The following is a 12449-nucleotide window of genomic DNA, read 5'->3' on the forward strand; positions in this document are numbered from 1 at the left end:
ATCTTGTTCAAATCTGCTTTGAAGATTTTGCCCAATAGGGCGAATCATTCCATCGGATTTTACGGTAATCTTTCAGATTCTTTAATTCTGATGGCAAGGATTCCCAAATAGCTTTGCTTAGTTTTTCTAAAAGTAATTTTCTCGAAAACGTATCTGAAGTCACCAAACTAATCTCTCGTACTGGTTGTGATCCTTCAAACGGCTTACTCAACACTTGATCTGAAGGACTTTGTCCGTATTGTGCAAGCCATGGAATGATGGCAAATCCATGACTCGATTTCACCATATTTTTCAAGGTCTCAATGGAATTAATGTCGAACAAGAAATTTGAAGAGGATTTGGTCTTGAGCTCGCAAATGTTCAGCAACTGAGAATTGTAGCAATATTCATCTTCTAAGATCAAAAGCTTATTGACATCTTCTGGATCCAAAGTATAAAAGGGTCGTTGAGATTGCACATGCAGGGCAGGCAAATAAGCTACAAAAGGCTCATCAAATACTGGATATTCTTTCAACCTGGAGTTTCCGGTCGGTGTAGCCATCAGTGCCACATCAATCTCTCCTATCTCCAATTTATTCATCAGCTCTACAGTAGTAGCTTCCCTAATAATCAACTTCACTTTCGGAAGTGCCTGCCTCATAGCCTTTAAGCTAATTGGAATTAGATAAGGAGCAAGAGTAGAAACTACCCCCATGGTCAGGGTACCAGTGAGCATACTCTTCTGTGTCACCACAAAATCTTTGATGCTATCTACGTCATGCAATACACGCTTAGCCAATTCTACAATTTCCTTCCCCAAAGGTGTGGGTTTCAATGGCACTTTGGATCGATCAAAAATCATCAATCCTATTTCTTCTTCCAGCTTCTTCAATTGGATAGTCAATCCAGGCTGTGAGACAGAACATCTTTCAGCAGCATTGGCAAAATGTCGCTCCTGATCCAAAATAACGATATATCGAAGTTGCTGAAGAGTCATATTCTAGTTGATATCATGATTAACTATTATAAATAATATTTATAATCATATAATTTCATTAATCAAATATATCAATTTTCAAAAGACCCTCGTCGTAAAATTGCTCATAAATAATTGAAGAAAACATGAAATCATTCATCACACTTTTAATCATTAGTATCATGAGCAACTTAGTAACAGCACAAGTCAAAAATTATCTGACCGATCAACATTTGGACAAAGGAACAAGAGAATTTCTCAAAGCTTTAAACACTTCTGGAGGTCCAGCACTAGAAACCCTTTCAAAAGAGGATGCCCGTCAGGTTCTAATCGGAGCACAAAATGCAGTTGAGGTAGATCTTTCTGGAATAGAAGAATCAGAAAAAACCATTCAAGCAGATGGACATTCCATCAAGTTAAATATCGTTCGCCCAGCTGGTGTCAAAGGAACTTTACCAGTATTCATATTCATTCACGGTGGAGGCTGGATCTTAGGAGATTTTCCTACTCACAAAAGGCTAGTCAGAGATCTGGTAGTGAGATCCGGAGCAGTGGCCGTATTTGTAAACTACACACCTTCACCTGAAGCACATTACCCAACAGCGATTAACGAAATTTATGCTACCACCAAATGGGTTTCTGAAAATGGTCAGAAGATCAATGTAGATGGATCAAGATTAGCTGTAGTTGGTAACAGCGTTGGTGGCAATATGGCAACTGTAACGGCTTTGAAAGCTAAGGAGAAAAATGGTCCGATGATTAAAGCACAAATACTATTATGGCCTGTTACAGATGCTTCTTTCACGCAAGAATCATATAAAAATTACGGTGAAGATAGATTCCTAACTACTTCCATAATGAGCTGGATGTGGGATCAGTACACCACCAATCCTGAGGAGAAAAATACCATTTACGCATCTCCTTTAAACGCTAGCACTGAACAACTCAGAGGTCTTCCTCCTACCTTAATTCAAGTTGCTGAAAATGACATCCTTAGAGATGAAGCCGAAGCCTATGGACGAAAACTGGATGAGGCAGGAGTACAGGTAACCACCGTACGATACAATGGCATGATTCACGATTTTGGCTTGTTGAACTTCCTGGCAGAGCTTCCAACCACCAAATCCATGCTCGACCATGCTGGAGCTGAATTGAAGAAATACCTTTTCCAATAATTATCCATAATTCAATACACTTCATCAAACTGCCACTTTTAGTGGCTGTTTGTTTTTTCGTGGCTTACTTAACTAATGACTCATTTGGTTACAATATGGGTCGTTTTGGTCACAAGTAGCTTGATGGTCTTTGAGAATTTTGTCCTAACAAAAACGAAGACATTATGAAAGTATTTGTAACAGGTGCCACTGGTTTCATTGGATCAGCGGTAGTACAGGAGTTGCTAAAACATGGACATCAGGTTTTGGGACTCGCTCGCAATGAGGAAGCAGCAGAGAAGTTGAAGGCAGCAGGAGCTGAAGTACATCGAGGTGACTTAAATGATACAGAAAGTTTGAAAGCAGGATCTAACGCTTCTGATGGAACAATCCACCTTGGTTTTATTCATGATTTTACCCGCTTTGCTGAAGTCTGTGCGATTGACAAGGCAGCCATAGAATCAATGGGGGAGCAATTAATTGGAACAGACAAACCTTTCCTGGTGACCTCAGGTACTGCAGTGGCTTCCAGAGATGGAATATTGACAGAAAAAGATCGAGTTCAAAGCTCGCCTAATCCGAGAACAGCCACCGAACTGGCTGTCGACACACTGGCCTCCAAAGGAGTAAAGGTCGCCGCAGTACGCCTCCCTCCTTCTGTACATGGTGTTGGTGATGCACATGGCTTTATTCCTATATTGGTGAATATGGCTAGAGAAAAAGGTGTATCTGCAATGATCAACGAAGGTCTCAATAAATGGCCAGCGGTCAATCGTATGGATGCTGCCATTGTCTTTAGATTAGCTCTTGAGAAACTTACTGAACCCGGCACACGTTTTCATGCAGTAGATGATCAGGGAGTGCCGTTTAGACTCATCGCAGATAAAATCGCCAAAGGATTGGATGTTGAAGTAAAATCAGTAACTACAGAAGAAGCAGAAGCTGACTTTACGTGGTTTACTCATTTCGCAATGTTTAACAACCTCACCTCCAGTGAAGCTACCCAGAAGACACTTGGATGGAAACCGTCACATCCTTCCCTTTTAGAAGATCTGGATAACGGCTTTTATTTTCAAAAGTAGATACATTACGGTATAGACGGAATTATATTCAAATGCAGCCTCTAAGTCTGCATTTGATTACCTTATAAGAATATGGCATCACCTCAACGAATAAAAACCATTGCTGAATTTCATGCCTTAAGGGGACTTAATTCTCCAAAACATCCGCTAATTAGCGTGATAGAACTAGGAAAACAATTCCATCGATTGGCTCCAGGTACACACAGCATGATTTTCGATTTCTATATGATTTCGATTAAGCGCGGGATGAATCATAAGTATCAATACGGCCAGCAAGAGTATCAATATGATTTCAATAATGGAGTAATGTTTTTCACTGCTCCGGGACAAATATTAACCATTCAAATTGATCAAAACAATGAAGGTCCAGAAGGTTGGCTTCTATTAGTTCACCCAGATTTTCTATGGAACACAATTTTGGCAACAGCAATAAAGCAATATGATTTTTTCCATTATTCCGCCAATGAGGCACTGTTTCTTTCTGAAGATGAAGAATCCAGAATTCAACAACTCATGAACAATGTGCGAGAGGAATATTTAACATCCATTGATTCATTCAGCCAGTCGATCATTATTTCACAATTAGAAACAATTCTGAATTACTCAAATCGATTCTATGGACGTCAGTTCATTACCCGTGAAAAAGTAAATCGAGAATTACTGGTTCGAATTGAAAATCTTCTTGAATCGTATGTCCAGAGTAAAAATCTAGCTTCAAATGGTTTACCTGCTGTGCAACAGTTATCGGCGGATTTGGGCATATCTCCAAGTTATCTACGAAGGTTACTTAAGACACTTACAGGTCAAAGTCCACAACAACTTATACATGAAAAGCTTATTGAAAAGGCAAAAGAAGAATTGACCACCACAGAGCTCTCAGTTAGTGAAATCGCTTACAAATTGGGCTTTGAGCAACCGCAATCTTTTAGTCGTTTGTTCAAGATTAAAACCAATATTTCTCCGCTTGAATTCAGGAAATCGTTTAACTAATCAAGGCTTACTATCAATTCCTTAATCTGACTACAAAGTCCCGCAATTCGGCTACTTTTCTCATGAGACTGACTTCCAACTTTGCTTCATCAACAAAAATGAAACAAGTATGGAAACAAGTAATAAAACAGCTAAAGTTTGGTTTATAACCGGGACTTCCCGTGGATTTGGAAGAGTCTGGACAGAAGCAGCACTTAAACGAGGAGATAAAGTAGCAGCTACAGCTCGAAACCTCACCAGCGTTGCAGACTTCAAGGAACGCTATGGTGATCAGGTACTAACACTGGAGTTGGACGTTACAAAAAAAGAACAAATCAAACCTGCACTTGAAAAAGCCTTCAACCATTTTGGCAAGTTAGATATTGTCCTAAATAATGCCGGGTATTCTCTAGTTGGCACCATAGAGGAAGCTTCTACGGATGATGTACGAGCCATGTATGAAACCAACGTCTTTGGTCCGCTGGAAGTTATTCAAGCGGCACTTCCTCTACTGAGAAAGCAAGGATTTGGTCACATTCTGGGAACATCCAGCAACCTGGGACATATCAGTTTCCCGGTAATAGGATACTATTGTTCTTCCAAATGGGCTTTCGAATCAATTCATGAAAGCCTTGCGGCAGAAATAGCCCAATTCGGAATTAAGGTTACCATCATCGAGCCAGGAGCATATGCTACAGAGTTTGGCAGTGCAGAATCACTTAAGTTTACCGCTGGAATGGAAGTATATTCAGATTATAAGTCTGCCTTTATCGAGAATATCAGAAACCTGGAAAGAGGCAATCCTGAGGCAACGCCTGAAGCTTTATTCAAAGTGGTAGATGCAGAAAATCCACCTTTACGCTTCCATCTCGGAATTCATAATCTTCCAGGTGTTAAAGCTGCCTATGAAGAGCGTTTGAAAACGTGGGAAGAATGGGACACTATTTCAGCTGCCGCCCAAGGATAAAAAATGGAACCAAAACCAACCGATTAGGATTATTCTGATCGGTTGGTCACTTTAACATAGCCTTCATGAAGAAAGAGTTAACAGCAGATATTCAGATGAAATCCATTGCGGATGCACATCGTGAATTTGGACTTCCACAACCTCAGCATCCGTTGATCAGTTTGATCAATGGTACTAGATATCCTGAGATCAATCCACCTTCCGGTTCTCATGTGCTTCACTTTTACAAAATCTCCTACAAGCCTCTTCTGGCCGGCAAGATGAAATATGGTCAGCAGTATTATGATTTTGACGGTGGAGGATTACTGTTTGCAGCACCATTCCAGATTATTGGCGCTAGTGACTATGAAGAAGGTACTGACTGCTCCATGTACACATTACTTATTCATCCTGACTTTTTTCTGGGACATAGTTTGGCTAGGAAAATTCATCAGTATGGCTTCTTCTCTTATGCCACCAACGAAACACTTCACCTTTCAGAGCAAGAAAAAGAAACGGTCCTGTCCATTTTCAGAATGATCGAGACGGAATTGGAGAGTCGTATTGATGATTTCAGTCAGGAAGTGGTAATATCCCAGATTGAGTTGATGCTGAGTTTCGCTAAACGCTTCCATAAACGTCAATTCATTACTCGAAAGAGTGCAAATAATGACTTACTTCAAAAGCTAGAAGAAATCTTAGATCACTATTTTAATAGCAGTGAGTCGCTTCGAGGCGGTTTACCTACTGTTCAGTATTTGGCAGATCAACTCAACCTCTCCCCCAGTTACTTAAGTGACATGTTGCGTTCTCTCTCTGGCCAAAACACCCAACAGCTCATACATCTAAAGCTGATTGAAAAAGCCAAAGAATTGCTATCTACTACCAATCTATCCGTTGCACAAGTGGCCTTTGAGCTTGGATTCGAGCATTCCCAGTCGTTCAGCAAGTTTTTCAAAACCAAAACAGACCTATCACCATTGGAGTTTAGAAGGTCATTTAACTAAATCAAATTACACGAACTCTTCTGATTTACTAACTCATTTACTCCTGACATAAGTCAACTAATAACTATCCAAAAAAGGTTTTTCAGTTTAATAAAGCGTTGATAGAATCCTCTTTCAATGAATTATCTATTATTGTATGCAAACTTTATATGTGATGATTAGACTAGTACTATGTTCATTCTTTCTTCTGCCGTTGGTCTCATTTGGCCAAACTATTGTGGAGTGGAACCCAAAATATGAGCTTTCACTTCAAGACTTTGGATCTAAAGAAACAGAGATTAACAGTGACTTAAAATCATACAGTATAGCGAGTGGTGCAAACATGGAATTCGGCTTTCAAATGAGTAACTATGAATTCATGTTCACAAAAAACTTCAATTCAAAAGTATCCGTTAATTTTTACCAAGACGCATCAGTCATAGTGGCCCCTGATAGCTCTACTGTACTTAAAATGGTTCATTATGGCCAATATCACTTTGATCTAACCGAGTTATATGCTCGAAAATTCAGAAAAGAGTTATATGAACAAAAAGGTGCATTTTCAAGTGCTTCATTCTTTCAACCAATATTCAACAAATTGCAACAAGAGCTACAAGCTGAGAATGCCAGAGTTTCTAAATTAACCAATGTGGGTTTAGAGCAAGAGCTTTTAGCCCTGGAACGTCAAAAAGTCCTGGAAGAAATATACCTTTTGGAAGACTATTGCAAATCTTGTAAGCCACCAAAAAGGAAGAAGTAAACGGTTAAAGTAGTTGACCTAATATGCAGGTGTAAAACATAGAATCGATTAACAATCCATGATCATAGACTCAGGCTTATCTTAACATTATTGTCTGCAACTGAACTATATTTACCCTAACATTCTTTAACCAGCTAAATTCTACTAAAATGCCATTAATGAGACTGCTTTCTTTATTGACCATTTCTTCACTTATTTATTTAACCAGTTGTAAGGAAGATTCGGAAATCCCAGCACTTACTTTGCAAAACATTGATCAAGAAATACAGAGTAGTATTGGAGCCATCACCATTACTTCCACAATAACTTTTAACAGAAGCCTAACCGCAGAAGATGCAGTTTTCTACACGACGAATCCAGACGAAGAACTAGGAGAAATTGAGACAATAGATGATTTTACCATAAGGTTAACTCATACTTTTAACATCTCTGAACCCCATTTTTTATCCATTGGAACCAGTATTACCTCTCGGCAAGGTGAGCCGATTGCTATCGACCCTATATACTTGTCAACTGCGCCTAACGGAGATTATTGGCGAATAGAAAAATCATTCGGAATTGCTCCTAACCTTGAGGGTATTGTTCCCTTAGTCATCAATAACACGACCTATCTTCCTGGTCTCAACTATGATGCCTCATATAAAATGTATGCTCTTGATATGTCATCATTTGCTTTAAGAGAATCCGAGAACTTACCAATTGAAACCAACAGGTGGGTTGGCTTTCAACTTGGTAACAATGGCTATATAGGAAACTGTATCAGAGAAGTAAATGGTAACACATCCAGCTGTACTTCAGAATATATTACCTATATATGGGAAAATGAGCAATGGACGGCTAATACTGACACTATTGAGGGCTATGGAATGTTTAGGAGACAGTTTCAAACCGCTTATACTTACAATAATACAGCCTATATCTATAGCGGAAGTGGATATGTCTATCAGTATGATCCATTAGCTAAGAAATGGAATATTATTTTCATTAATAATATAGAATCTGGAGCACCAATTGCGCAGGTAATCAATGATGAGCTTTACTTAGGAGTAACACGAAACGGGTATTTAGCTAAAGTTGATGCAGTGACTGGAGATTTTATAGAGCAATTTCAATACCCCGGAGAAGATATCCCTGATTACAACACCATTGATGTGAACTCTTTTGTAATCGGTAATGACCTATATATTTCCCATCATCTGGTAGATTATAAGTTTAACACGCTAACTAAAGAATGGTCTGTTACTGCTAAGGCGTTTGGAAACATGAGTAATTTCTTTGAACACAATGGCAGCATCTATCAAATAGGCTCGGTTTATAATTTAGATTATGAAGAAACAGCTGCTTTGGCCCGATTCTACCCAAAATCAGAATAGAGCAATTAGTTTCTAATTGATGCAATTAGATAACTTCATTATAAATAAGCTCTATTGTAATGACCATGGGAAAACTGTATTTTACTTTAATAATCCGGCACTAGCTGCTGACTTATTTAGCCGTTCTATTGATTTGAAATAGATTCATTAAGGGACGAAACACACGCCTGACTCTAATTATTATTCACATAACCACAATCTCATTTTCAAGACTATCCAACTCAGATGGCCTACTCGCAAACTTCTTGACTAAATGACCTTCTTCATCAAATAGCAAATACCAGGGAATGATAATCGAGCCACCATCATCAAATAAATCACGAACATCCTTGCTTAAAGCTTCATTGGTTCTGATATGCTTTCCTTTCAATTCATAGAATTTAATCATTTCTTTCCATTGCCTTTCTTTACTGGGAGTGTCGATTGATATGTACAAGCTCTCAATACCATATTTACTCAATAGTGCACTGAGTTCTTTTTTATGATTAAACTCTTCTTTGCAAGGCCCACACCATGTAGCCCACACATCTACATAAACCTTTTGTCCAGCAAAATGGCTTATTAGCTCGTTGAGCGAATTGATATTTTCAAAATCATCAACGAATGCTATCCCATCACCCATAGGTTGAGCCAATTTTTCATGATATGCAATAACAGGAGAAATGAGCGGCTCAACATGCTTAGTATATTCACTTGTAGGATATTGACTTATAAAATTTTGGTACAAGCCAATCAACTCTTTCTCGTAATCCACATGAATAGCTGCATAGTATAAGTAAGCCGCCTGGTAAAATTCCAATGCTCCATTATTTAAGTATTCGGTTGACTTTCTAACAACTTGGGTGTGGACACTATCTCGAATTTGATCCTCTCTAAATTTACTTAAATCAAAATTGTAAGATTCATATGTCTTATATTCAACATAATTATCTACCAGATCATAGTACCAGCTTGAACTTTTCAAGTCAGATTGGTTGGGGTTTTGTTCCTGCCAAACATCTTGCCACATTTGCTTCCAACCAGTTGTAAACAAATCATCCTCGCTCCCAGAGTTTTCATAAAACTTGAGCAAGCTCTTAGTAGCCTTAATGGATGAGTAAAACACGTTTCTATCAAGCTCTATTAAACTATAAACATCTTCGGAGATATCCCCGTTCTCCTTAAGTTCCAGAAATACAGCTAATTCTTTTATTCTAGAATCCTCAATTGCTTTAGCAACAAGCTCAACAGTCGTATCTCCATCAAACTTACTAGCAGCTCTTTGAATATGACTTGGTGGGGCTAAATTCTCATAAGCCTCATGAACTGAGGAATATGGTTCCTGTACTATGAAGTCTAGCTCTGCATCCTTAATCAGCTTTACATCATATGTTTTTCCTGGCTCAGCAATAACAGTACCTCCTACTCCTCTGCTAAATATTTTAATAAATGCAGGCTTTTGGATGGTTACATTGACTTGAAAACTCCCTGACGGATCTATCGGCACATATTCAGAAAATTTGAAACTACAAGCCCCATCAATTGGAACAGTATAAGCAATGCTATCAGGAAAATCTCCTAGAAATTGCCCATTAATGATTGTCACCTCTGCGCTATCACCAGAAGGTATACAGGAGTATAGAAATACTAAACTTAATGTGAGAAGAGCAAATGTATTTTTCATTATTGGCTTTAGAGTTAATTAACTAATATAACCAATACCTCTTTAATATACTCATACACGAATTACTTCCTTAAGAAAATATCCCCGATTAAACCTTTGTACAATTATTAGAAAGTGCTACTTTAAAATTATAATGAGTCAAGCCCTTTCCTACCGTAAAGCAATATTATCGGATGCTCCAGTGCTAGCTGATTTAATCAGCCTTTCTTCTGATGTAATCAATGGTCAGTTTTATGAAAAACATATTGTGCAGGCATCTGTTGGGAATATCTGGACAGTAGACCCGCAACTCATCAAGGATGAGACCTATTGGGTAGCTACAACAGATACAGATCAAATAGTCGGTTGTGGTGGCTGGAGCAAACGCAATCTGCTTTTTGGCAATGACAGCACCATGAAAACTGCAGGCGAACCTGCGGAACTTAATCCAAAAGTAGATCCTGCAAGGATAAGAGCCTTCTTTGTACACCCAGATTTTACACGGAGAGGAATTGGCCGGGAACTACTTCGCATTTGTGAAGAAGAAGCTAAATCCAAGGAATTCAAATCACTGGAGCTGGTTGCTACACTAAGTGGAGTACCTCTCTATGAAAGCTGTGGATACCAAAAAAGAAAACTCATTCATATTGACCTTGGAAACAACTTATTTGGTGATGCCTATGAGATGTGGAAAGAATTAGGTTAGTAAGTTTTGGTTCTATGTTAAACTCCACTCCCCTCCAACCAACTTAAAAATGAAGTAGCTTTGGCCTTACTCACAATGATCGATTCTTTGTGATTGATGGTCAAACTCACAATCAGTTTACGAGCGAAAAAGCGAGATGCGGATTTGATGGCCTGACGATTAACCAGGTATTGACGGTTGATTCTGTAAAACTCACTGCCAGTTACCTGATCAAGCTTATCCAGGTTGTCATCCAACAAATAATCTTCTCCTTTCAAAGTCTTGAGATGTGTAACTTCATTGTGAATGTAAAACATGGCCACATCATGCATCTTCACAGGAAAGATCTCATCCTTGTAGTACACCAAAACAGATGCTTGTGTACTTTTCTCTTTCTTTCCCAATAAGTCTAAAATGGTATCGTAAGAAAACCTTGGACTACTAGAAAAGCGATTTTTCAGTTCTTCAAATTTCTTCAAAGCCTCTGCTACCGTCTGACGACTAAAAGGCTTCATGATGTAGTCAATTCCATTTGCCTTGAAAGCCTGAATAGCATACTCATCATATGCCGTACAGAAAATCACTGGAGCGTCTATCTTCACTTTTTTGAAGAGCTCAAAGCTCAAACCATCACTCAACTGAATGTCACTAAAATTAGATCGGGAGCTTCATTTTCTTCAAAATAGCTCACGGATTCCAACACCGATTCCAACATCGCGACTACTTCTATAGAGGCATCCACTTCCAGGATTGCACTACTCAAATCCTCGGCTGTTAATGGCTCGTCTTCTATGATCACTACTTTCATTTGGAAAGAACTTTTATGCTAACTGAAAACACCTTCTCATCAGACTCGATCTTGATAGAATCCCCGGAAATGAGTTGATAGCGCTCCGCTAAATTATCCAATCCCATACCTGTGGAGTCTTCCATCGTTTCACGCTTTTGAATGTTATTTGTTACTTGTACACGATGCTCCTTCTGATCATATACCACCTGAATTTGAAGCGGTGCATCTTTATACATCGCATTGTGTTTGATCACATTTTCGAGCAATAATTGAATAGAAAAAATAGGCACAAAACCTGCAGACACTACCTCTTCAGGAATATGTATAGCATAATCCAAAGTGTTTCCAAATCTCGTTTTCTGCATTTCCATATAGTCAATACACAAATTCAATTCATCCTGGAGTAATACTGTATTAGACTTGGAAGCAGATATAGAAACTCGAAGGAAATTGGACAGTCGAATCAGATAATCTTCTGCAAGGTTTGGTTCCTTTCGAATAAGATTCTTCAACATATTCAACGCATTGAAGAGAAAGTGCGGATGCAATTGTTGCTTGAGCTCCATATTGATGATCTCGGCATTTTTGAGTTTCAATTGCGAGTTTTCCAGATCAGCAATGGCCTTCTTTTCCTGAATAGTCACCAGGTCCATAATAATCAAGATTACTGAATTGATGGAGAAACTCAGAACGATCATATAATAAGGAATCGGGCGGTCCTTACTTGGAAGGTTAACAACTTCAATTGGTGATGAATCACTTTCTATCCAGGAGATCATCACTTCACGGACGATGATGAAAATAAACAGCGCACAGGCGTAACTTACCACATAGCGCCAAAGCACGAGTTGCCGCTCATTTAATCGTGCCAAAGACCTTGGAATGATCCAAATATTGATTGCCCAAATAAGGAACACCAGGAAGCTCTGTGTGACAAATGCAAACAAAAAAATGTCTAACGGAATCTCAAATCTCACCAATATCGGTGAGATACTTGGTACCGCCATCAATGGTGAGGTATAGAGTGCTTTATAGAGTAACTTCTTTGATGTGGAATCCAGGCTCATGAACCAGTTGATCATTTAATAAGTGAAATTTACAAATTAA

At 38.7% G+C, this 12449-nt stretch carries 13 protein-coding genes; 8 read left to right on the forward strand and 5 right to left on the reverse strand.

The genetic code is table 11. The features are described from left to right. Nucleotides 1–7: 7 nt before the first annotated feature. Entirely contained in the window at nt 8–976 is a 969-nt protein-coding gene (locus NXS00_RS20115) for a hydrogen peroxide-inducible genes activator (RefSeq protein WP_258101069.1), read from the reverse strand. Nucleotides 977–1137: 161 nt separating this feature from the next. Between NXS00_RS20115 and NXS00_RS20120 the strand changes: the two genes are divergently transcribed. The 7 genes from NXS00_RS20120 to NXS00_RS20150 all read left to right on the forward strand — a co-directional run bounded on the left by NXS00_RS20120 (nt 1138) and on the right by NXS00_RS20150 (nt 8225). Then, nucleotides 1138–2130 carry an alpha/beta hydrolase gene (locus NXS00_RS20120; RefSeq protein ID WP_258101070.1) on the forward strand — a complete coding sequence of 331 codons (993 nt, stop codon included), beginning with the start codon at nt 1138–1140 and terminating at the stop codon, nt 2128–2130. 164 nt (nt 2131–2294) lie between these two features. Next, nucleotides 2295–3191, forward strand: coding sequence for an SDR family oxidoreductase (locus tag NXS00_RS20125; RefSeq protein ID WP_258101071.1), 897 nt, complete (start codon nt 2295–2297; stop codon nt 3189–3191). 72 nt (nt 3192–3263) lie between these two features. Next, entirely contained in the window at nt 3264–4181 is a 918-nt protein-coding gene (locus NXS00_RS20130; RefSeq protein ID WP_258101072.1) for a helix-turn-helix domain-containing protein, read from the forward strand. A gap of 109 nt (nt 4182–4290) precedes the next feature. Next, on the forward strand, nt 4291–5127 hold the full coding sequence (locus tag NXS00_RS20135; RefSeq protein WP_258101073.1) for an SDR family NAD(P)-dependent oxidoreductase: 837 nt from the start codon (nt 4291–4293) through the stop codon (nt 5125–5127). Between the two features lie 65 nt (nt 5128–5192). Then, nucleotides 5193–6113: a helix-turn-helix domain-containing protein gene (locus tag NXS00_RS20140; RefSeq protein ID WP_258101074.1), complete on the forward strand. Its 921-nt coding sequence runs from the start codon at nt 5193–5195 to the stop codon at nt 6111–6113. A 154-nt stretch (nt 6114–6267) separates the two neighbouring features. Further along, nucleotides 6268–6852 carry a hypothetical protein gene (locus NXS00_RS20145; protein ID WP_258101075.1) on the forward strand — a complete coding sequence of 195 codons (585 nt, stop codon included), beginning with the start codon at nt 6268–6270 and terminating at the stop codon, nt 6850–6852. Nucleotides 6853–7010: 158 nt separating this feature from the next. Continuing rightward, nucleotides 7011–8225, forward strand: coding sequence for a hypothetical protein (locus tag NXS00_RS20150; RefSeq protein WP_258101076.1), 1215 nt, complete (start codon nt 7011–7013; stop codon nt 8223–8225). A 184-nt stretch (nt 8226–8409) separates the two neighbouring features. Here the strand turns inward: NXS00_RS20150 and NXS00_RS20155 are convergent, their stop codons facing one another. Further along, nucleotides 8410–9888, reverse strand: a complete 1479-nt coding sequence (locus NXS00_RS20155) for a TlpA family protein disulfide reductase (protein ID WP_258101077.1) — start codon at nt 9886–9888, stop codon at nt 8410–8412. 133 nt (nt 9889–10021) lie between these two features. Between NXS00_RS20155 and NXS00_RS20160 the strand changes: the two genes are divergently transcribed. Then, nucleotides 10022–10573, forward strand: a complete 552-nt coding sequence (locus tag NXS00_RS20160) for a GNAT family N-acetyltransferase (RefSeq protein ID WP_258101078.1) — start codon at nt 10022–10024, stop codon at nt 10571–10573. 17 nt (nt 10574–10590) lie between these two features. Here NXS00_RS20160 and NXS00_RS20165 read toward each other — a convergent pair whose 3' ends face one another. Genes NXS00_RS20165 through NXS00_RS20175 form a run of 3 tightly spaced genes read right to left on the reverse strand, consistent with a single transcriptional unit; the run spans nt 10591 to nt 12424 of the window. Next, the gene (locus NXS00_RS20165; protein ID WP_258101079.1) at nt 10591–11154 is read right to left on the reverse strand and encodes a LytR/AlgR family response regulator transcription factor; all 564 of its coding nucleotides are present in this window, start codon (nt 11152–11154) and stop codon (nt 10591–10593) included. A 32-nt stretch (nt 11155–11186) separates the two neighbouring features. Continuing rightward, entirely contained in the window at nt 11187–11360 is a 174-nt protein-coding gene (locus NXS00_RS20170; protein ID WP_258101080.1) for a response regulator, read from the reverse strand. Continuing rightward, nucleotides 11357–12424 (reverse strand): sensor histidine kinase, encoded by a 1068-nt coding sequence (locus NXS00_RS20175; RefSeq protein ID WP_258101081.1) that lies wholly within the window; start codon nt 12422–12424, stop codon nt 11357–11359. Before NXS00_RS20175 ends, NXS00_RS20170 begins: the two co-directional genes overlap by 4 nt. Nucleotides 12425–12449: the final 25 nt, after the last annotated feature.

The sequence above is a fragment of the Marinoscillum pacificum genome (assembly GCF_024714495.1).
Lineage (GTDB): Bacteria > Bacteroidota > Bacteroidia > Cytophagales > Cyclobacteriaceae > Marinoscillum > Marinoscillum pacificum.

What these genes read in the sequence shown, in the direction of transcription:
- NXS00_RS20115 (WP_258101069.1), bottom strand. Translation starts at nt 976, where the DNA reads ATGACTCTTCAGCAACTTCGATATATCGTTATTTTGGATCAGGAGCGA.
- NXS00_RS20120 (WP_258101070.1), top strand. Translation starts at nt 1,138, where the DNA reads ATGAGCAACTTAGTAACAGCACAAGTCAAAAATTATCTGACCGATCAA.
- NXS00_RS20125 (WP_258101071.1), top strand. Translation starts at nt 2,295, where the DNA reads ATGAAAGTATTTGTAACAGGTGCCACTGGTTTCATTGGATCAGCGGTA.
- NXS00_RS20130 (WP_258101072.1), top strand. Translation starts at nt 3,264, where the DNA reads ATGGCATCACCTCAACGAATAAAAACCATTGCTGAATTTCATGCCTTA.
- NXS00_RS20135 (WP_258101073.1), top strand. Translation starts at nt 4,291, where the DNA reads ATGGAAACAAGTAATAAAACAGCTAAAGTTTGGTTTATAACCGGGACT.
- NXS00_RS20140 (WP_258101074.1), top strand. Translation starts at nt 5,193, where the DNA reads ATGAAGAAAGAGTTAACAGCAGATATTCAGATGAAATCCATTGCGGAT.
- NXS00_RS20145 (WP_258101075.1), top strand. Translation starts at nt 6,268, where the DNA reads ATGATTAGACTAGTACTATGTTCATTCTTTCTTCTGCCGTTGGTCTCA.
- NXS00_RS20150 (WP_258101076.1), top strand. Translation starts at nt 7,011, where the DNA reads ATGAGACTGCTTTCTTTATTGACCATTTCTTCACTTATTTATTTAACC.
- NXS00_RS20155 (WP_258101077.1), bottom strand. Translation starts at nt 9,888, where the DNA reads ATGAAAAATACATTTGCTCTTCTCACATTAAGTTTAGTATTTCTATAC.
- NXS00_RS20160 (WP_258101078.1), top strand. Translation starts at nt 10,022, where the DNA reads ATGAGTCAAGCCCTTTCCTACCGTAAAGCAATATTATCGGATGCTCCA.
- NXS00_RS20170 (WP_258101080.1), bottom strand. Translation starts at nt 11,360, where the DNA reads ATGAAAGTAGTGATCATAGAAGACGAGCCATTAACAGCCGAGGATTTG.
- NXS00_RS20175 (WP_258101081.1), bottom strand. Translation starts at nt 12,424, where the DNA reads ATGATCAACTGGTTCATGAGCCTGGATTCCACATCAAAGAAGTTACTC.